Source organism: Pantoea sp. B566 (genome assembly GCF_024793925.1).
Lineage (GTDB): Bacteria > Pseudomonadota > Gammaproteobacteria > Enterobacterales > Enterobacteriaceae > Pantoea > Pantoea ananatis.
On the sequence record NZ_JANUQL010000003.1, the window covers coordinates 1888204 to 1906631 of the forward strand.

At 53.5% G+C, this 18428-nt stretch carries 21 protein-coding genes; 7 read left to right on the forward strand and 14 right to left on the reverse strand.

All coding sequences use genetic code 11. From position 1 onward, the window contains the following. Positions 1-145: 145 nt before the first annotated feature. Positions 146-1129 (forward strand): MDR family oxidoreductase, encoded by a 984-nt coding sequence (locus NYE92_RS10375; RefSeq protein WP_259018921.1) that lies wholly within the window; start codon positions 146-148, stop codon positions 1127-1129. A gap of 614 nt (positions 1130-1743) precedes the next feature. Then, positions 1744-2037 carry a SelT/SelW/SelH family protein gene (locus tag NYE92_RS10380; protein ID WP_013027111.1) on the forward strand — a complete coding sequence of 98 codons (294 nt, stop codon included), beginning with the start codon at positions 1744-1746 and terminating at the stop codon, positions 2035-2037. A 14-nt stretch (positions 2038-2051) separates the two neighbouring features. On the opposite strand, the gene NYE92_RS10385 is transcribed toward NYE92_RS10380, so the two are convergent. The 8 genes from NYE92_RS10385 to NYE92_RS10420 form a co-directional block, all read right to left on the reverse strand. Further along, the gene (locus NYE92_RS10385) at positions 2052-2582 is read right to left on the reverse strand and encodes a PadR family transcriptional regulator (protein WP_259018922.1); all 531 of its coding nucleotides are present in this window, start codon (positions 2580-2582) and stop codon (positions 2052-2054) included. Positions 2583-2665: 83 nt separating this feature from the next. Further along, positions 2666-3490 (reverse strand): siderophore-interacting protein, encoded by an 825-nt coding sequence (locus NYE92_RS10390; protein WP_259018923.1) that lies wholly within the window; start codon positions 3488-3490, stop codon positions 2666-2668. Between the two features lie 199 nt (positions 3491-3689). Continuing rightward, complete coding sequence (locus NYE92_RS10395; protein ID WP_259018924.1) at positions 3690-3884, reverse strand: hypothetical protein; 195 nt, start codon at positions 3882-3884, stop codon at positions 3690-3692. 168 nt (positions 3885-4052) lie between these two features. Then, positions 4053-4919, reverse strand: a complete 867-nt coding sequence (locus NYE92_RS10400) for a helix-turn-helix domain-containing protein (RefSeq protein WP_259018925.1) — start codon at positions 4917-4919, stop codon at positions 4053-4055. A gap of 231 nt (positions 4920-5150) precedes the next feature. Beyond that, positions 5151-5318, reverse strand: coding sequence for a DUF2474 domain-containing protein (locus tag NYE92_RS10405; protein WP_013027115.1), 168 nt, complete (start codon positions 5316-5318; stop codon positions 5151-5153). 1 nt (position 5319) lies between these two features. Continuing rightward, entirely contained in the window at positions 5320-6324 is a 1005-nt protein-coding gene (cydB, locus tag NYE92_RS10410; protein ID WP_014605101.1) for a cytochrome d ubiquinol oxidase subunit II, read from the reverse strand. 1 nt (position 6325) lies between these two features. Beyond that, a complete protein-coding gene (locus NYE92_RS10415; RefSeq protein ID WP_014594530.1) occupies positions 6326-7738 on the reverse strand; it encodes a cytochrome ubiquinol oxidase subunit I in 1413 nt (470 codons plus the stop codon). A 785-nt stretch (positions 7739-8523) separates the two neighbouring features. Beyond that, positions 8524-8907 (reverse strand): helix-turn-helix domain-containing protein, encoded by a 384-nt coding sequence (locus NYE92_RS10420; protein ID WP_014594531.1) that lies wholly within the window; start codon positions 8905-8907, stop codon positions 8524-8526. A gap of 102 nt (positions 8908-9009) precedes the next feature. Here NYE92_RS10420 and NYE92_RS10425 point away from each other — a divergent pair, with 102 nt between their 5' ends. The 4 genes from NYE92_RS10425 to NYE92_RS10440 all read left to right on the forward strand — a co-directional run bounded on the left by NYE92_RS10425 (position 9010) and on the right by NYE92_RS10440 (position 11517). Continuing rightward, positions 9010-9867, forward strand: coding sequence for an SDR family oxidoreductase (locus tag NYE92_RS10425; protein WP_014594532.1), 858 nt, complete (start codon positions 9010-9012; stop codon positions 9865-9867). Positions 9868-10104: 237 nt separating this feature from the next. Continuing rightward, entirely contained in the window at positions 10105-10425 is a 321-nt protein-coding gene (locus NYE92_RS10430) for an antibiotic biosynthesis monooxygenase (RefSeq protein WP_028723351.1), read from the forward strand. Further along, on the forward strand, positions 10418-10810 hold the full coding sequence (locus NYE92_RS10435) for an amino acid-binding protein (RefSeq protein ID WP_210456281.1): 393 nt from the start codon (positions 10418-10420) through the stop codon (positions 10808-10810). Before NYE92_RS10430 ends, NYE92_RS10435 begins: the two co-directional genes overlap by 8 nt. Then, positions 10789-11517 carry a helix-turn-helix transcriptional regulator gene (locus tag NYE92_RS10440; protein ID WP_072138285.1) on the forward strand — a complete coding sequence of 243 codons (729 nt, stop codon included), beginning with the start codon at positions 10789-10791 and terminating at the stop codon, positions 11515-11517. The genes NYE92_RS10435 and NYE92_RS10440 overlap by 22 nt, the downstream gene beginning before the upstream one ends. A gap of 58 nt (positions 11518-11575) precedes the next feature. Here the strand turns inward: NYE92_RS10440 and NYE92_RS10445 are convergent, their stop codons facing one another. After that, positions 11576-12082 (reverse strand): GNAT family N-acetyltransferase, encoded by a 507-nt coding sequence (locus NYE92_RS10445; RefSeq protein WP_014605096.1) that lies wholly within the window; start codon positions 12080-12082, stop codon positions 11576-11578. Between the two features lie 316 nt (positions 12083-12398). Between NYE92_RS10445 and NYE92_RS10450 the strand changes: the two genes are divergently transcribed. Continuing rightward, positions 12399-14057, forward strand: a complete 1659-nt coding sequence (locus tag NYE92_RS10450) for an alpha,alpha-trehalase (RefSeq protein WP_071785178.1) — start codon at positions 12399-12401, stop codon at positions 14055-14057. 71 nt (positions 14058-14128) lie between these two features. Here the strand turns inward: NYE92_RS10450 and NYE92_RS10455 are convergent, their stop codons facing one another. From NYE92_RS10455 to NYE92_RS10475, 5 genes are all read right to left on the reverse strand, one after another. Beyond that, positions 14129-14638, reverse strand: coding sequence for a ferritin-like domain-containing protein (locus NYE92_RS10455; RefSeq protein ID WP_013027125.1), 510 nt, complete (start codon positions 14636-14638; stop codon positions 14129-14131). Beyond that, positions 14635-15132 (reverse strand): ferritin-like domain-containing protein, encoded by a 498-nt coding sequence (locus NYE92_RS10460; protein WP_259018926.1) that lies wholly within the window; start codon positions 15130-15132, stop codon positions 14635-14637. Before NYE92_RS10460 ends, NYE92_RS10455 begins: the two co-directional genes overlap by 4 nt. A gap of 500 nt (positions 15133-15632) precedes the next feature. Continuing rightward, positions 15633-15797: a general stress protein gene (locus NYE92_RS10465; protein ID WP_006118264.1), complete on the reverse strand. Its 165-nt coding sequence runs from the start codon at positions 15795-15797 to the stop codon at positions 15633-15635. 611 nt (positions 15798-16408) lie between these two features. Next, positions 16409-17227: an alpha/beta fold hydrolase gene (locus NYE92_RS10470; RefSeq protein ID WP_014605095.1), complete on the reverse strand. Its 819-nt coding sequence runs from the start codon at positions 17225-17227 to the stop codon at positions 16409-16411. Between the two features lie 135 nt (positions 17228-17362). Then, positions 17363-18322 carry a sensor domain-containing diguanylate cyclase gene (locus NYE92_RS10475; RefSeq protein WP_013027128.1) on the reverse strand — a complete coding sequence of 320 codons (960 nt, stop codon included), beginning with the start codon at positions 18320-18322 and terminating at the stop codon, positions 17363-17365. Positions 18323-18428: the final 106 nt, after the last annotated feature.

Consider the following 18428-nt stretch of genomic DNA (forward strand, 5'->3'; position numbering starts at 1 on the left):
CAGTCGCTCCCTCATTGCCACTGAAATCGCCACGGAAATGCCTCAGGTTTGCGGCAAGCCTCGCACTTGTCGGGCCAGTGCCCTACCCTAATCGACGCATCGGGCGTAAACTTGCCTGATTATTCTTACGCCTAACGGAGGATACATGTTTAAGGCAATGGTCATTGATAAGGACGAACAAGGTTACCGCTCTCAGCTAAAAGAACTCTCCGAAACACAATTACCCGATGAAGACGTCACCCTCGACGTCAGCTATTCCACCCTCAACTATAAAGACGCGCTGGCCATCTGCAATAAAGGGCCGATTGTGCGCCAGTTTCCAATGGTGCCGGGCATTGACTTCGTGGGACGGGTCACAGCAAGTCGCCATCCCGACTGGAAACAAGGCGATGCGGCGCTGCTCACCGGCTGGGGCGTCGGGGAAAAACACTGGGGCGGGCTGGCTCAGAAAGCCTGCGTGTCTGGCGACTGGCTGGTAGCCGTGCCTGAAACGCTAACCCCGTTGAATACCATGGCCATCGGAACGGCGGGCTTTACCGCCATGTTGTGCGTGCTGGCACTCGAAAAACAAGGCATTACGCCTGCCAGCGGCCCGGTTTTGGTGACCGGGGCCAGCGGAGGCGTTGGCAGCTTCAGCGTCTCTCTGCTGGCAAAACTGGGCTATAACGTCATCGCCTCCAGCGGGCGAGCCAGCGATGAAGACTATTTAAAAACCACCCTGGGCGCAGCCGAAGTGATAGATCGCGACGAGCTGGCTCAACCGGGTAAACCCCTCGGGAAAGAGCGCTGGGCCGCCGCCATCGACAGCGTCGGTAGCCATACGCTGAGCAACGTGCTGGCCGGCACCCAGCGTGACGGCGTGGTCGCGGCCTGTGGTATGGCACAAGGCCTGGATCTGCCTGGTAGCGTCGCGCCCTTCATTCTGCGCGGTGTGACACTGGCTGGCGTAGACAGCGTGATGTGCCCTAAACCGCTGCGCCAGCAGGCCTGGCAGCGGCTGGGGCAGCTTCTGGATGACGCGTTACTGAACCAGATAACAACGGTCATTCCATTGCGTGACGTGCACCAGGGCGCACAGGATCTGCTGGATGGCAAAGTTCGGGGCCGTCTGGTGGTCGACTGCGCTTAACGTTCGCCTTCCGCCAGGGGCGACGAAGGCGGGCGCATCAGTCATTCGCTTAGTTCCTGAATTGCCCCGCTCGCCCCTTCCCTTACCACTTCTGGCTGCCGGGAAAGTGCTGCCAGCGGGCGATAACTTCACCTGCTGGCAATGCCCGGCTCATCCAGACTGAGCCTGGGGGCCGGCTATCTTCCCCGCCCGCAGGCCCGCATTACTGCTGACAAGCCTGGCTCATGGGCTTACCTGAGCATCCTGAGCATCCCGAGCGTCCCGAGCGTCCCGAGCGTCCCGAGCGTCCCGAGGCATCTTACAGAGGGCTTCCTGACTTACCGCCATCTGTTTTTTCAGGGCTTCCCACTCACGTCAGACAGCCTTACCCCGGCCCCTTCGCTGTCGGTTCCGGAGCCGCTAATTTGATGTTTTATCAGAATAAACGCAGGGGCACACCGGTACCGTTTCGGCCAGCGATGCGGTAAGGTTTGCGCTGCTGTCTGCCACGGGTGAGGATTCGCGTCAGGGTTAGCAACGTATAAAGAAAACAGAAAACCCATGCGAAAAGCCCGGCCGGCATGCTTGCGGCCCCTGCTGGCCTGAGCGTTAATTAATGATAAAGAGAGGGAAAGATGCAAAAACCCGTGGTCGTCATTCACTATTGTACCCAATGTAACTGGCTGCTGCGCTCCGCGTGGATGGCACAGGAACTGTTACAGACCTTCGCACAGGATCTCGCCAGCGTGACGTTGCGTCCCGGCACCGGCGGCGTATTTGAAATCACCCTGGATGAACATCTGCTGTGGGAGCGCAAGCGCGATGGCGGATTCCCGGATGCTCAGGCACTCAAGCAGCGGGTAAGGGATATTTGTTTTCCGGAGCGTTCGCTAGGGCATATCGATAAAAACCGATCGGACGACAGCTGATCGTCCACGTCAGATTAACTGCGGCTGATATCCTCTGCCGCAGTCATCAGAGCAGCGACGATTGTTTGCCGGGTTTCATCGGTAATGTCCTGCTGCGCCAGACGCGTGTTCAGGGCAGTTTTAAAATGATCGATCGCCTGCTCAATTTCAGGAATGCTGCGGTTGTTGACCAGCACTGCCAAAGACGATAACCGGTCGATGAGACCTGACAGCGGCTGTGCATCGTGCTTTAGCATGGCCTGCCCCGTTTCGGTGAGTACGTAAGCCTTACGTGCAGCCTGAGGGTCACTGATGTGAATAGCCCCCATCTCCTCCAGCCATGTCAGATTCGGGTAAATGATGCCTGGACTGGGCGAATACTCGCCCTTTGACAGGTCTTCAATGCATTTAATCAGCTCATAGCCATGTGTGGCGCACTGCGAGATAAAATGCAGCATCAGCAGACGGATCTCGCTGGCATCCAGCATTTTCTCACGGCGCTTGCGCCGTCCACTGCAGGGCGCATCGCGGTTATCTTGCCCTGAACGTGCCGAATCCATTTTCATTATCTGCCTGAGTCAGTGGAAAGAGCCTGATGGTAGTGGGCCATCAGGCGAAATTCAATCAACGGCAGGTCACTTAAATTCAGTTAACGAACGACAGCGGGTTTTTGATGCCAGTAGGCTACGGCGCGCACCAGGTCAGCGTCAACCCCGCGCTGTGTGGTGAAATAGTCACACAGCTGTTTTACGAACTGCCCTTCTCCGGTCAGCCAGATAAAAGCGTCGTGCTGCGGAATCGCGATCCTGTCCAGCGCGGCCGTCAAATGTGGTAAATCCGCCAGCGTCATCTTGCCGCTGCCAAGCCAGTTAACAGAGGCATTACCGGTATCTCCCAGGTAGGCTTGTCCGGTCACCTCATCAGCACAGGCAAACAGATGCAGCGCCTGAGCCTCCACACTACTGCTACGCCGCCTGAAAGCAGGCAACCCGGTTTCGTCACAGACGTAAAGCTGAAAAGCATAATCCGTTGGCACCAGCAGAGAGCCACGCGGCCCACCAATGATCAATCTGTCACCCGGCTGTGCCTGGGATGCCCAGTCGCTGGCAACACCGCTGTCGTGGATATAAAAATCCAGCGTCAGCGATGACGCACCATCAAACGCCAGCGGCGTATAGTCGCGCGCGACAGGGCGCAATCCGCCTTGCCACTGAATACCGTCATCGTTGATCGTCGGCAGTGCCAGCGGCGCGCCGTCAGCAGGGGGAAAGAAGACCTTAATGTGATCGTCAAAACCGGGAGAATGAAACCCCTTCAGATCGTCGCCCGTGAAGACAATGCGCCAAAACGTCTCGGCAATTCGGGTTTTCTCGGCGACGTGGATAGCGCGGAAGCGCAGTTCGTTACGCACGCGTTCAGGTAAGCGGCGGGAATAAGATGTAGGCACGAGGACTCTCCGTAAACGCGGCTGCATGCAAAGAAGCTGTTTTCGCGCCGCTTAAGTAAATAGAAATCATTCTCATATAAACCTGCTAAGAATAGCCATGATATATCTTAAGAACAATGACTAAAAATGCGATACGTTGTGAAAAAACGCGGACAAAAAGGAAGGAAGCACAGAAAACGAAAAAGGCGCTCAGGCGCCTTTTAAGGGGATAGCGGTAATAACGTGGTTACCGCGCCGGGTTTTGTCCACTGCCTTGCGGCAGGGAGCTGTCACCGAGTATCTCGCTATGCGTCCCCTGCGATCCAGGATGTAACCCTGTGGGCACATTGGCAGGATCGGTCAGTTGTGCGGCAGCCAACGCTGGGGCCGCACACAGCGCGATAGCCAGCAGCATCGCTGATATCTGAGAGATTTTAATCATGTGTTTTAGCCTGATAAGGCGTAGAAAGCAGGTGAATATTCCAGCCCTGAGAAATAAAAGCCGTGGTAATGGCGCCTCTGTGAGCTTCAGGAAGAATTTTACGCCTGCACAGCTAATCCGCTTATAAAATCGTGCGCTTTATCACATTATGGCGCACGTTATGTGCATTCAGCCCTGGGTCACCGGGATGAAAAATACGCCTTCGATTCTGTCCTGCGTGCTTCGGGCCAAGTCCAGACACAGTAAATCCATCCCCGGCCGACAGGCTACGCCCAGCTTGGGCAAATGCAGATAATAAATGTCTGCGATGAAGTGCGTAAGCTGGTCCGGCGACCCGCTCCATGCGAGGCTGGCGTAGAGGCCTGGCGCAATGGTGCGAACCGGCAGGGCGGAATGTACATCAGCCGTTTGCTGTGCTTCCAGGCCACGAAACAGGCTAATATGCTGCTGCTCGACAGAGCCGTTTCCCGGCCCGTACTGGAACCCCAGCCAGCCCTGCGCAGCCCCGTGACGGGCGCGAACAACCTGGCGCACCTGCTCAGCAACGCGATGATGGCGGTCGCTTATATAGTCGCCATAGCGGCACTCCCACTCCACTGTCTCACCCTGTAGCTGAAGGGCTTCTTCACGTATAACCAGCACCGCCTGCTTGACTGGTGCGCGCTGCGCAATGCGGCCGTGAAAATGGCGCACAGGTAAGACTCTGTGGCGACGGAAGGCACCTGGCGTCATCATAAAGTGGTTTTTAAAGACCCGGTTAAAATTCTGCTGATTTTCGAAGCCGAAGCGCACCGCAATATCAATCAACGGCATCCGGGTCAGCCGCAGCGCCATGGCGGCGAGAGTCAGGCGTCGTTTTCGGGTATAGGCCGCCAGGGTTTGCCCGGTCATCTCTTTAAACAGACGCTGCATATGCCATTTGGAGTAGCCAGACTTGAGGGTAATCTGGTCGATATTGATTTCGTTGGTGAGATTGGCCTCAATCCAGTCGACTAAATCATTAATATGCTGTTTTTTTATGGTTTGACTTAGCATTGATGTATGAACAGAAAACAGAAGGGAAATTCGTCATAAAAGAGTAACAAAAAGCCTTAGGGATTGTAATGAAGCACCGGGTAAACGAGAGGGTGGAAAGGCAAAAAGCGCATTAATTGCCTGGGTTACTATTTAAAAAGCCAGCCCGAAGGCTGGCTGAGTAGACAAGTAGAGTGCAGCCTGGCGTAAAGCGCGCGTACTGCGGTTAAGAAACGTACGGAGAATAAATCCTCAGTGGCTTCGCATACCGGCGGCGGTCATCATCATTCTGAACAACGTGGCCACCACACCGAGCGCCAGCACACTTGCCCCATAGATGACCACCAGCCACAGCACACGTTTCCACCACGGCGACCGGGTTTCATTCTGACGTTCTTTGCTGTCGACCTGGGTTTGCATATCAATGGTATCCTTCGTCTGCTTTGATTTTTCCGCGGAACACGTAGTAGCTCCAGAAGGTGTAGCCCAGGATCATCGGGATAATCAGCAGGCTACCCACCAGCATAAAGGCCTGGCTCTGAGGCGGTGACGCCGCCTGCCAGATCGATACCGATGGCGGAATAATATTCGGCCAGATACTGATACCCAGACCTGAGAAGCCCAGGAAAATCAGCGCTAAGGTGAGAAGGAAAGGCGAATAGTGCGCCTCACGCTTGATCGCCCTTCTCAGCCCCCAGGCACTCAGCACGACCAGGACTGGCACCGGCAGGAACCAGAACAGATTCGGCATGCTGAACCAGCGGTGCGAAATATTCTCATGCGTAAACGGCGTCCAGATGCTGATCACGCCGATAATCACCAGCAGCGCGATAAGCAACGGCGTTGCCAGAGCGGACATCTTGCGATGCAGCTCATGCTCGGTTTTCATAATGAGCCAGGTACAGCCCAGAAGTGCATAGGCCACCACCAGTCCTACGCCGCAGAACAGCGGGAACGGCGCCAGCCAGTCCAGTGTGGACCCGGCGAAGCTACGACCTGATACCGGAATGCCATCCAGCATGGCACCCACCGCAACCCCCTGGCTGAAGGTTGCCAGCAGCGAACCGGCGATAAACGACTTGTCCCAGAACGCCCGGTGATGCTCCACGGCCTTGAAGCGGAACTCAAATGCCACGCCGCGAAATATCAGCCCAATCAGCATCGCGGTCAGCGGAATGGAAAGCGCATCCGCAATCACCGCATAGGCCAGTGGGAAAGCGCCATACAGGCCCGCACCGCCGAGCACCAGCCAGGTTTCATTACCATCCCAGACCGGCGCAACGGTATTCACCATCATGTCGCGCTCCCCTGCATCCTTATTAAAGGGAAACAGCAGGCCGATGCCCAGGTCGAAACCGTCCATCACGATATACATCAGAACAGCAAAGACAATAATCGCGAACCAGATAACAGAGTAATCAACCATCTCAACGCTCCTCATTCTTGTGAGTGGCAGCAGAGAGCGGACGTGCTGGCGTTTTAATCTGGCCGGGACCACCCGTTTCAACAATATCGCCTTCGCCCGTGACCGGACCTTGCTTAATCAACCGCATCATATAGTGATAACCCACACCGAATACGGAGGAGTAAACCAGGATAAAGGCGAGCAGGCTGATACTCATGTGCATTTCACCATGCGGTGACACCGCATCAATAGTGCGCTGCACGCCATAAACCACCCAAGGCTGACGGCCAATCTCGGTGGTGAACCACCCCGCTAAAATGGCAATCAGGCCGGAAGGGCCCATCAGCAAGGCAAACCACAGGAAGGGACGTGACTGATACAGGCGACCTTTATAGCGCAACCACAAGCTGACCACGCCCAGCGTAATCATCAGCAGCCCCAGCGCCACCATCACGCGGAATGACCAGAAGATGATGGTTGAGTTTGGACGATCTTCCTTCGGGAAGGATTTCAGCGCCGGCACCTGCTTATCCAGGCTGTGCGTCAGGATGAGGCTGCCCAGGTAAGGAATCTCCAGCGCGTATTTGGTGCGCTCCTCCTCCATATCCGGCAGCCCAAACAGAATGAGCGGTGTTGCCTCACCCGGCGGATTTTCCCAGTGGCCTTCAATCGCCGCAATTTTTGCCGGCTGGTGCTCAAGGGTATTAAGCCCGTGCGCATCCCCAATCATTGCCTGAACGGGTGCGACAATCAGGGCCATCCACAGCGCCATCGAAAACATCTTACGAATGGCGGGATTGTCGTTGCCTTTAAGTAAATGCCAGGCGGCGGAGGAGCCGACAAAGAAGGCGCTGGCCAGGAAGGCCGCTACAGACATATGCAGCAGGCGATAAGGGAAAGAGGGGTTAAAGACAATTTTAAACCAGTCTTCCGGCACGACAACGCCATTCTGAATAAGGTAGCCCTGCGGGGTTTGCATCCAGCTGTTTGACGAGAGGATCCAGAACGTCGAAATCAACGTGCCGAGCGCCACCATGCAGGTCGCAAAGTAGTGCAGGCCCGGACCGACGCGGTTCCAGCCAAATAACATGACGCCCAGAAAACCGGCTTCCAGGAAGAACGCCGTTAAGACTTCATAGGTCAGCAAGGGGCCGGTAATACTGCCCGCGAACTGGGAAAAGCCACTCCAGTTGGTGCCAAACTGATACGCCATCACCAGCCCGGATACCACGCCCATGCCGAAGTTGACAGCAAATATTTTTGACCAGAAATGATAGAGATCGCGATAGGTTTGATTACGCGTTTTGAGCCACATTCCCTCCAGCACAGCCAGAAAACTGGCCAGGCCGATCGTGATGGCTGGAAAGATAATATGGAAGGAAACAGTAAATGCGAACTGGATCCTGGCGAGATGAAAGGCATCTAATCCAAACATTGCTTACCTCTTTGCCACATAGAACACCGTATAGTTACTTATAATTAACAACTTATGTACAAAGAACGTCATTCCATTGCACAGAAAAATTCCATGGCGAATGTAAAACGCTTCGCCTTGGTGAAACAGAGACAATTGGATAAGTAAAAACTATAACAGTATTTTTTGATTTAGATCATTTTTTTGTTGAAAGATCTTTTATTTAAAAAACAACGAGGAAAGGTTAATTACAGCGTAGCTTTGTGACATTATTGTTATTAAATTAGGGGATAAAAAAGTGAGTTCCTGTCCAGACAGGCTTAGCACGAAAAAACGCGCAACCCGCTGTTTTTAGCTGTTATTCAGCACAACTCCGCGCACCTGTCTCGGGCTAAAATGCACATCCCACACTGAAATTATGTGTTTTTTTATATCGTTAGCAGGGTATTTATCTTATCTACCCCTTCTGAGGTTATTTCCCAGATTGGGACATATTTAATGAACTGTAAAAAAGCGTTTATCCGCCGCAGGCGGCCAGGATTAGTTTGCTATTTATGTTAAAAAAATATCGAAGATGTAAATGACCCGGTGTTCATTAACTGGCAGTGCCATTATTTACGGGGGCAGCCTTGTCAAAATAACCGCAGTAGTAAAAATGATGTTAAAAGCTACGGGATATCATCGCCAGGTTGCAGATAAGGCCGACGGTTTATCTCCGCTAAGCGTTGCGCATTCGTTAGCGGGCATCGTCTGGTCAGGGAACGTCGCTTCGCCCCGGCAGGCGCTCGCCCGTCAGGATCAACAGGCTATTCAGCGGCAGTGTCCTTTTCGCGGTGAGACAGGATGCGCTCAAGATTCTCTTCTAACCAGTCTGCCAGCCCTACGACCTGCTCCCCGACTTCACGCCCCAGCGGCGTCAGGCGGTATTCCACATGCGGCGGCACGACATCATAGGCTATACGTTGCACAAAGCCGTCCTCTTCCAGATAGCGCAGGCTCTGGGCCAGCATACGTTCACTGACGCCCCCCACCGCGCGACGGAGTTCGCTAAATCGCAGCGTTTTATCTTTAAGCGCGAGCAGGATCAGCACGCTCCAGCGACTGGTGATACGCTTTAACAGGTCGCGTGACGGACAGTTAACATTGAGCAACTCGCCCCGGCTAAATTTTTCGCTCAGTTTTTCAGACATTTAACGCTTTCACCCCATGCTAACAATTCTGTAAGTACTTACTAAAAGTTAGTTTATCGCTTAGGCTGCCTTTTACCAACTGTCATCTTAAGGAGTAACCTCATGATCGCTGTTACGGGTGCCACTGGCCAACTGGGCCGTTTAGTCATTGATGCATTGAGCAAAAAAGTTGCGGCAGACAAGATTGTTGCCACCGTACGCACGCCTGCTAAAGCGGCGGATATTGCCGCATTGGGCGTTAACGTGCGTGAGGCGGATTACAATAAACCTGAGACGTTAGCGGACGCCTTTGCAGGGGTCGAAAAATTGCTGCTCATTTCGGGAAGCGAAGTCGGCCAGCGTGAACCTCAACACAGAGCCGTTATTGAGGCCGCCAGGTCCGCAGGTGTGAAATTTATTGCCTATACCAGCCTGCTGCATGCGGATACCTCTCCGCTTTCGCTCGGGATCGAGCACCGCGCAACCGAAGCCATGCTGGCGGCGTCAGGTGTGCCTTATGCCTTGCTGCGCAACGGCTGGTACACGGAAAACTATGCAGCGAGCATCGCACCTGCTCTGGCACATCATGCGTTCATTGGTGCGGCGGGCGAAGGACGGATTTCGTCTGCTGCGCGTCAGGACTATGCCGATGCGGCGGCTGAAGTGATGGTTCGTGACGATCAGGCAGGGAAGGTCTACGAACTGGCAGGCGATCACAGCTACACCCTGGCTGAATTTGCCGCTGAGATTGCCGCGCAAAGCGGTGAGCAGGTTGATTACGTTAACCTGCCGCAGGCAGACTTTGCGGCGGCGCTGAAAGGCGCAGGCTTACCGGCGCCGTTAGCGGACTTACTGGCGGACTCTGATGTCGGCGCGTCTCAGGGCGGTCTGTTCGATGATTCCCGCGCGCTGAGCCAGCTTATTGGTCGTCCAACCACGCCTTACCAGGACGTGATTCGCGCCACGCTGGTACAAGGATAAGATCAGCCGAATCGCAGGCGTTTTGCCCTGCGATCGCGCCGTTGTTTACCGGAGCAGAGTCGACGGCAGGCAACGGCGGATTTCTCCCCTGTCGGTTTTTACTCTGCCAGGCGCACGTCCCTTCTCTCTTCTCGCCCTGCCCTTCTCCACATGGAGCACGCCATTGTTCGGTACACGCCGAAGCATCGCATTCTGCCGCGCGTAAACTGCCCGCATGCTTACTCATGGAGATCTAAAATGATTGCTGTTCTTTTTGAAGCAGAAGCCGTACCCGCAGCGCAACAACGCTATCTTGCGCTGGCGGCTGAGTTGTCGTCCGGGCTGGCTGAATTACCGGGGTTTATCCAGATTGAAAGGTTCCAGAGCCTGAGCACGCCCGGAAAGATCTTATCGCTCTCCTGGTGGGAAGATGAGAGTGCGGTAAAAAACTGGCGAGAAAACAGAGAACATCAGTCAGCGCAGGAAGAAGGTAAAAGCCATATTTTTTCACATTACCGGATACGCGTTGCTCAGGTGATGCGCGACTATTCAGGGCCGGAGGGACGTCATCATGTTTGATATTCATGTCGTATTCAGCAACACGCCAGGCGCGCTTGCCGCCTTTGGCACGCTTCTCGGCCAGCATGGCATTGGTCTGGAAGGGGGCGGTGTGTTTTCTACGCCCCAGGAGAGCCATGCCCACTTCCTTGTTGAAGATGGCCCCAAAGCCCAACAGGTATTGTCGCAGGCCGGTTTTGACGTCAGGGACGTTAAAAAGCCACTCATCAGAAAGCTGGCACAGGCGCGGCCGGGGGAGCTGGGCGAAATTGCGCGGATTATTGCGCAAAACGGCATTAATATATGCGTTCAGTACAGCGATCACAGTAACCGCCTCATCCTGCTCACAGATGACGATTTGCGGGCTGGCGACCTGACCCGTCAATGGACATGCGCGACAGAATGAAACTGATCCCTTCCCGCCATCATCAGGATAATCAGCCCTCGCTGGAGATCAGCATGTCTGTGGTCGCCTCGGCGATGGCAGATGCCTCCAGAATGCACATGCTTTGTGCATTGATGGATGGCCGGGCCTGGACCGCCACCGAGTTGAGCGTGGTGGCCGATATCGCCCCGTCAACCGCCAGTGGCCATTTGAATAAGCTGCTTGAGACGGGCCTGCTCGTCTGTGTGGTACAGGGAAGGCATCGTTATTACAGCCTGGCCGGTCGCGAGGTTGCCAGCCTGCTGGAAAATCTAATGGGCGTTTCGGTAAGGCCCGACGCCCCGCTTAAAACCACGACGCCAAACCGTCTGAGGCGAGCCCGAACCTGCTACGATCATCTGGCCGGCGAAATTGCCGTAGCCATCTATGATTTTCTGCAACTGGAAGGCTGGATATGTGAGGACGGCACGGCGCTGACGCCACATGGCACAGCTAATTTCGCAAATGCAGGGATTGCGCTTGCGCCCCGCTCCCGGCGAAAAGCCTGCTGTCCCTGCCTGGACTGGAGTGAAAGACGCTTCCATGCCGGAGGCGAAGTGGGTGCCGCCTTGTTACGCTTTCTGTTGCAAAAGCACTGGCTGGTTCAGGCGCCGGGATACCGCGAACTGGTTGTGACAGACAGCGGCAAACTGGCCCTTCAGCGCCTCTTCAACATCAGCCTGAGCTGACGCACACTTCACGTCGCCCGTTAGTTCTACGGGTGACGAAGCACGTAAGGCTTATTGCTCAGCGTTCGGGTTCTTTGTCCAGCCGCATCAGCAAGGTATCGTGATAAACGCCGTTGACATAAAGCGCGGCCACATCCGTGCCATAGGTCTGAAACCCTGCCGAGCGGTAAAGCCGGACGGCCGCCGTATTGGTGGTGCTCACGGCGAGCTTCAGGCAGCAGCATTCACCGGCTTCGGCTATCGCGGCCGTGAGTAACGCCTTTGCCAGCCCGCTTCCACGCCATTCCGGGCACAGATACATTCCCCAGATCGTGGCGTAATGGCGCTGTTTCTGCGCGGCATTAAAGCGCACACCGACGATGCCGCCCAACCGGCCCCGATCGTCTGCTCCTGCCAGCACGCAGTTTTCACGTAGCCTTGCCGCAAAAAACGCGTCAGGCTGATGACGCTCAGTGTCATAATCTGCGCCAAAGGCAGCGGGATGACGCTTGAGCCCGTCAAGCCTGATAGTCCGAAATGCCGCCATATCCCGGTCAGTGAGACGCTGTAAGGTATAAGGTTTCACGCTAAATTGTCCTTCGCGGTCTTGTTCACGCCATTGTGCTCCATCGTGACATTTTTGTGTATTATCACCTTCACCTGCGTCATAAACATTACCCTCCGGGTAGATTAAAATTTATTTCGTTGTTACCTAAGAGATTCATCTGAAATGCATTTACGGCTAAACCCGCCATATTTAGTTGAATTGACTGTGTTTTATTCAATGCATACGATTAATAGACAATTTTTATTACGTTCATAGACAATCTGCATTGTTGTTCCTGCCTGCGAGAGGTCTATAATTCCTTCTTTGTGCAACCCCGTTCGCTCAGGAGGCCGTTATTAATACTTATCGCCAGCAACTCAATGCATTCGAAGAGAATCGTGCCGGGGCGGAAGTTGAGTATCAATACGATCCCCATGAACTAAAGCTGGACCGCATGCAAGATTCTGAACCCGAGCCGGAGCTGATTGAAGGCTTACCGGCTCCGGATGCGCTGACGCCTGCCGATCGCTACCTTGAGCTGTTCGAAGCCGTCCAGATGTCAGGCATTTTCGAGGACAGTAAAACTTTCCCCGACTGCTCGCCTAAGTACGATCCTCTGGATGTGCTGATGCGCTATCGTCGTCAAAAGCGCAGCAAGGAGTTCGACCTGTCGCGTTTTGTTGCTGAGCATTTTTATATGCCGGGCATTAATGAAAGCTTTTACGTCTCGAATCCCGACAAGACGCTCAACGAGCATATTGACGATCTGTGGCCGGTGCTGACCAAAATGCCGCAGCAGCATATGCCGCACTCATCGCTGCTGCCGTTGCCCAAACCCTATGTCGTACCGGGCGGTCGCTTCGGTGAAACCTACTACTGGGACTCTTACTTCACCATGCTTGGTTTGGCGGAGTCGGGCCGCGACGACCTGCTACGCCATATGGCGGACAACTTCGCGTGGCTGATCGATAACTACGGCCATGTCCCAAACGGCAACCGTACCTATTACCTCAGCCGCTCACAGCCGCCGGTGTTCGCCCTGATGGTTGAGCTGTTCGAAGAAGATGGTGTGCAGGGCTCTCAGCGCTATCTGGAGCAACTGATGAAAGAGTATCAGTTCTGGATGGATGGCGCGGGCTCGCTGATGCCAAACCAGGCTTACCGCCATGTGGTCAGAATGCCTGACGGCTCGCTGCTGAACCGCTACTGGGACGACCGCGATACGCCGCGCGACGAATCCTGGATTGAAGATGTGGAAACGGCGCGTCATTCAAAACGTCCGGCAAGCGAAGTTTACCGCGATCTGCGCGCAGGGGCGGCATCGGGATGGGATTACTCGTCACGCTGGCTGCGTAACCCAAAACGCCTGGCCAGTATTCGCACGACACAATTTATCCCTATCGATCTCAATGCGCTGTTGTACAAGCTTGAGTTGATGATAGCCACGCTCTCGCATGCTAAAGGTGAAGAGCTGACTGCGCTGGCCTGGCAGAAAAAGGCCGAGGCGCGTAAGCGGGCGATTACCCGTTACCTGTGGGACAGCACGGCAGGAGTCTTTCGCGATTATGACTGGCGCCGTGCGCGCTTCGGTGCCTTTACCGCCGCCGCCGTCGTGCCGCTGTTTGTCGGGCTGGCAACGCCCTATCAGGCCCACCTGCAAGCTATCGCCCTGCGCCACCTGCTGCTCAGCAACGGCGGCCTGCTGACCTCAATGGTGGAAAGCGGTGAACAGTGGGATAAACCGAACGGTTGGGCGCCCATGCAGTGGATGGCCGTTGTGGGCTTAAACAACTACGGGGAAGAGTCGCTGGCGAACGAGATTGCCGTTAACTGGCTGACCACGGTGAACAATTTCTACCAGCTGCACCATAAGCTGGTAGAAAAGTACGATATCAGCGGCGATCGTGCCCGCCCGGGCGGCGGTGGCGAATATCCGTTACAGGACGGCTTCGGCTGGACAAACGGCGTAACGCGTCGCCTGATGGCGATGTACGGTCATTTAATGGCTGACTAACCGCCGCAGAAGCACGTAAAAAAGCCGGGAACATTTCCCGGCTTTTTACCGCCTGCGGCACCGCAAACGCATTATTTCTTCGCTTCAACGCCCGGCTGCGCGGAGCGCTGCAGGAACTGTTGCGTCACCTCAGGCAGATGCTGGAACAGCCATTCAGCCATCGCAATCTCCTGATTGCGAATTTCGCTCAGCACTCTGACACCTTCGCTGTCACCGACCTGTTCTGCTGCTGCAATCAGGCTGGTATAGCTGGCGATCTCTGCGTTCTCGAACACATAGCCGCTCATCGCCCCTTTCACGACTTCATCAGAGGTGAACATACCGCCGATCGCCTGCCCCATTGCCGCCATTTTTCCCATCACGTCTTTCATGATGGAGTGGTCAATGCCGTGACGATCCAGCAGCTGCTCAAGCAGCTGAAGCTGATGTTTGGTTTCTTCCAGATGCTGTGCCAGGCGTTGTTCCAGTGCCGGGTAGTGCTCAAGGCGGCCCGACATTTTGCTCAGCATGCTCTCGGCCTGCTTCTCCATGGCATGCGCATCGCGTAGCCAGTCATGATAGTTTTCAATCGCCGTGGTCATTTTGCTGCTCCTTCAAGCGTGCTGATTGCCTGAGCAAGAGTAGTGAGTTTTACATCGGTTTGTTTTTCCTCCTCAAGCGTCAGTGCCAGCAGCTTCGCCGCTTTGGTGTAGCCTAGCTTGAGTGCCAGCGCCTGCAGGGTACCGTAGGTCGCGATTTCATAATGCTCAACTTTTTGCGCCGCTCCGATCAATCCCTGATCGCGTACCTCTCCCTTTTCTACCGACTCGATAATTTCCTGTGCTTCTTCCGCCAGCCCTTCCAGCGCATGACATTTCATACGTTTAATTTTTACCTCGGCCGTGGCCTCAACTAATTCATCCAGACGCTCAATTTGCCCGCGTGTCTCTTCAAGGTGCTGATTAAACGCAGCAACCAGGTTTTCATCACTGGCAGCGCGCGCCATTTTTGGCAGAGCCCGGGCAATCTGTTTTTCTGCACTGTAAACATCTGACAGGTCGTGGATGAAAAGATCATTTAACGTTTTAACAGTCATGAAAAGAGCCTCATTAATTAGACAGCAGCACCGAGGTTTCAGCGCCGCTTCAGTCAATCGCACTTTATATAACCTTAGTGGAGTTGGCGGGAATAGTGTTTAACTTTGCAAAACCTGACAACATAAGTGGCATTAAAAATACATTTTTTCTTTCATTACCAGTGATTTATCTTTTTAATTTAAATTTATTAAAAATGAGGATCTGTTTAAATTCAGCCAAATCTGTACGAATATTCCCATCCGCGTACAACTTAGCACCCAAGGAAAATAATGCCCATTCCGCCCATTGGATTGAGGTTCCATTTTTTATATTTATTTTTTGATGTCAGCGGAGCGCTGAAAAAGACACCGGAAAGGGGGCGTTCTTTCCGGTAAGATTCTTGCGACCTCACACCAGAGCGTGTTTTCACAACAGGTCAGACGGGAAGACAGAAGCGTACTGAACGTATTTCCCTTTTTTAAACCGCCAAAGATAATAGCAAGTCATTGTAAGTAAATGATTAACTACGACGGCTTACTTTACCTCCTTTGCGGCCTGCTTCGATCGCTCGCTGCGGGTCATTCTTAAAGTTCCCACCGCTGTTCTGCCCGCCTTTACGCCCGGCCTCTGCCGCGCGCTCTTTATCTGCGGCGAAATTACCCGCGCCACCACGATATTGCGTCATTCTGTATTCTCCTCAAATTTCATTATTCAACTGGCACAGTTAAAGCTGCATTACCTTAAAGGCTACAGAATTAAATGTAGCCATAAAAATCACCTTATCAAGCATAAACGCTGAGCGCTGGCGTGGGTTGCCAGACAAAACCATTTTGCGGCTCATCCCTTTAATTCTTTAGTAACGAAACTATCTAAACAAGAAACTTAACGAGAATGGCGATCATGTCAGCCCTGTGACAGCCACTCTTCCCGCCCCTATTAATCGATCGATTCATTAAAAAGTCCACCCCGTTTTTCTTTATAAGCGAAGCGGTAAATCGGATCAGCATCACGGAACGTCGTCAATATGATCAATAAATGTTCTTTTTAACCACGCCTGATAAAGCAAATTCAACAACATCACACTTCCATCATCTGAAAATAAGCGAAGCGGTAAATTCGTTAATTATCGATGTTTCTGTTAAAAGCAGATCATTAAATAATCAAAAAAGCATCAATTAGTAAAATGGTCATGAAAAATAAAAGAGAAGAAGGTAAAAAAGGTGTTTTAAATAAGCGAAGCGTTGAGGAATAAAAAAAACGCCCTGACGGGCGTTGCTTTCAGATTATTCTGTTCCGTTACTGTTGTAAAAACGTCAGTAAATCCTGATTGAGTTGGTCCTGATGCGTGACGGCAAAACCATGTGGGCCATTGTCATAGATCTTAAGTTCCGAACCCGGTATCAGCGCATGTGCCAGCTTGCCCGTGGCTTCAAAAGGCACTATCTGGTCATGACTGCCGTGAATAATTAAGGCTGGCACATCCACTTTCCCCAGATCTGCGCGGAAATCTGTTTCGGCAAACGCGGTAACACAGTCCAGCGTTGCTTTAAGCGATGCCAGTAAAGCGATGTTTAAGGTCTGCGTGAGCACGCCTTCTGAAACCTGCTGACCGGCATTGGTGCCATAAAACGGCGCAGCAAACTCGTTGATAAACTGCGCGCGATCTTTCAACAATCCCTGTTTAATGCCGTCAAAGACCGATTTCTCGACACCTTCGGGATGATCGTCAGTCTGGCCGAAAATCGGCGTTACCGCCCCCAGCAGCACCAGCTTTTTAACCTTATCTGTCCCGTATTTGCCGATGTAGCGTGACACATCCCCGCCGCCCATTGAGAAGCCAATCAGGGTCACGTCTCTGAGTTGCAGATGTTCAATCAGGCAATGAATGTCGTCAGCAAAGGTGTCGTAATCGTAACCGTCCCAGGGCTGATCGGAACGCCCAAAGCCACGTCGGTCAAAGGCGATGGCGCGGTAGCCGCGTTCTGCAAGAAAATTGAGCTGACTGTCCCACATGTCCGCATCCAACGGCCAGCCATGACTAAACAATACTGGCTGACCTTTACCCCAGTCTTTGTAATAGAGATTATATCCATCTTTGCTTTTAAACAGACTCATGCGTGCCTCGCTCCAGGTGGAAGTCATTACGCCTCAGGCCTCCGCCGCTCATGTTGCCGCGACAGCGCTGGCAGAATGGTGATACCACATAAGCCTGGCAGAGGGCGAAAAATGTTCCAGTCGCGGGAAGCGTCCTTATAAGCCTTCCCCGTGTGACAGGGCGACGCCACATTTGCCATTTTTTTTGATGCTGTACATGGCCTCATCGGCCCGGGCGAGCGCGCTGTCAAAGTTCTCGGGGCTGTTAACCTGAACCACACCAATCGAAGCGCCAATAGACGCTGTACCGTTAGCCAGTTCGAAGGGCTGCAGGGCAGCTTCAAGACAGGCTTGTGTGAGTTTATCTGTGAGCGGATGGGACAAGGCGAAAGGGATCAACAAAACAAATTCATCTCCGCCCAGTCGGCCAATAATGACATTAGACGGACAGGCGGCGATAAAGCGCTGGCTGAGCTGAATCAGAACGTCGTCGCCGCTGCGATGCCCCAGCGTATCGTTGACGTGTTTGAAATTATCTAAATCAATAAAGGCAATGCAAAACACGGCTTCCGTTTTCATATCGCGAAAATGGGTGAGTAATGCATGGCGGTTAGTTAACTGCGTAAGAGGATCATGCATCGCCAGCGTCGCCAGCTGCTCTTCGTACTGTTTCTCTTTGGTCATATCAATATGGGTGCCCGTTACTTTGGAGGGCCTTCCCTGCTCGTCCCATTCGCTGACCCGACCGCGATCCAGTACCCAGGTGATCTTGCCCGTTTTGCCCACCATGCGGTGCAACGCCTCATAGAAAGGTGCCTTTCCGTTAATATGATCGTAGAAAGCCTTCAATACGTCGCTGGCATCGTCCGGATGCAGGCAGGATTTCCATACGTCGAAATGCGCACCGACTTCTTTGGGCTGAAAACCCAGCATCGATCCCCAGCGTCGGTTAAAAATGACCAGTTTGCCGCTGGGAATATCCAGCTGCCACAAGCACAGTCCTGTTCCGTCCAGTGCGGCGCTTAATTTATTACGGGCATCGTGCGCAATACGCTTTAATCGCGCATTGTGCTTTTTTAAATTCGCGATTTGCTGCCGCAGAGCTTCTTCAGACATAGCGATTACTGGAAAGGGAAATGACTATTTTGCCAGTGCCAGAGGTTGTGTAAAGCAGCCTACTCAAAAGAAGACGAGACGCGGATAAAATCCACACACACAGGAT

Bases quoted from the DNA above. Each gene is read 5' to 3' on its own strand.
- NYE92_RS10375 (WP_259018921.1), top strand. From the start codon at position 146: ATGTTTAAGGCAATGGTCATTGATAAGGACGAACAAGGTTACCGCTCT.
- NYE92_RS10380 (WP_013027111.1), top strand. From the start codon at position 1,744: ATGCAAAAACCCGTGGTCGTCATTCACTATTGTACCCAATGTAACTGG.
- NYE92_RS10385 (WP_259018922.1), bottom strand. From the start codon at position 2,582: ATGAAAATGGATTCGGCACGTTCAGGGCAAGATAACCGCGATGCGCCC.
- NYE92_RS10390 (WP_259018923.1), bottom strand. From the start codon at position 3,490: ATGCAGCCGCGTTTACGGAGAGTCCTCGTGCCTACATCTTATTCCCGC.
- NYE92_RS10395 (WP_259018924.1), bottom strand. From the start codon at position 3,884: ATGATTAAAATCTCTCAGATATCAGCGATGCTGCTGGCTATCGCGCTG.
- NYE92_RS10400 (WP_259018925.1), bottom strand. From the start codon at position 4,919: ATGCTAAGTCAAACCATAAAAAAACAGCATATTAATGATTTAGTCGAC.
- NYE92_RS10405 (WP_013027115.1), bottom strand. From the start codon at position 5,318: ATGCAAACCCAGGTCGACAGCAAAGAACGTCAGAATGAAACCCGGTCG.
- cydB (WP_014605101.1), bottom strand. From the start codon at position 6,324: ATGGTTGATTACTCTGTTATCTGGTTCGCGATTATTGTCTTTGCTGTT.
- NYE92_RS10415 (WP_014594530.1), bottom strand. From the start codon at position 7,738: ATGTTTGGATTAGATGCCTTTCATCTCGCCAGGATCCAGTTCGCATTT.
- NYE92_RS10420 (WP_014594531.1), bottom strand. From the start codon at position 8,907: ATGTCTGAAAAACTGAGCGAAAAATTTAGCCGGGGCGAGTTGCTCAAT.
- NYE92_RS10425 (WP_014594532.1), top strand. From the start codon at position 9,010: ATGATCGCTGTTACGGGTGCCACTGGCCAACTGGGCCGTTTAGTCATT.
- NYE92_RS10430 (WP_028723351.1), top strand. From the start codon at position 10,105: ATGATTGCTGTTCTTTTTGAAGCAGAAGCCGTACCCGCAGCGCAACAA.
- NYE92_RS10435 (WP_210456281.1), top strand. From the start codon at position 10,418: ATGTTTGATATTCATGTCGTATTCAGCAACACGCCAGGCGCGCTTGCC.
- NYE92_RS10440 (WP_072138285.1), top strand. From the start codon at position 10,789: ATGGACATGCGCGACAGAATGAAACTGATCCCTTCCCGCCATCATCAG.
- NYE92_RS10455 (WP_013027125.1), bottom strand. From the start codon at position 14,638: ATGACCACGGCGATTGAAAACTATCATGACTGGCTACGCGATGCGCAT.
- NYE92_RS10460 (WP_259018926.1), bottom strand. From the start codon at position 15,132: ATGACTGTTAAAACGTTAAATGATCTTTTCATCCACGACCTGTCAGAT.
- NYE92_RS10465 (WP_006118264.1), bottom strand. From the start codon at position 15,797: ATGACGCAATATCGTGGTGGCGCGGGTAATTTCGCCGCAGATAAAGAG.
- NYE92_RS10470 (WP_014605095.1), bottom strand. From the start codon at position 17,227: ATGAGTCTGTTTAAAAGCAAAGATGGATATAATCTCTATTACAAAGAC.
- NYE92_RS10475 (WP_013027128.1), bottom strand. From the start codon at position 18,322: ATGTCTGAAGAAGCTCTGCGGCAGCAAATCGCGAATTTAAAAAAGCAC.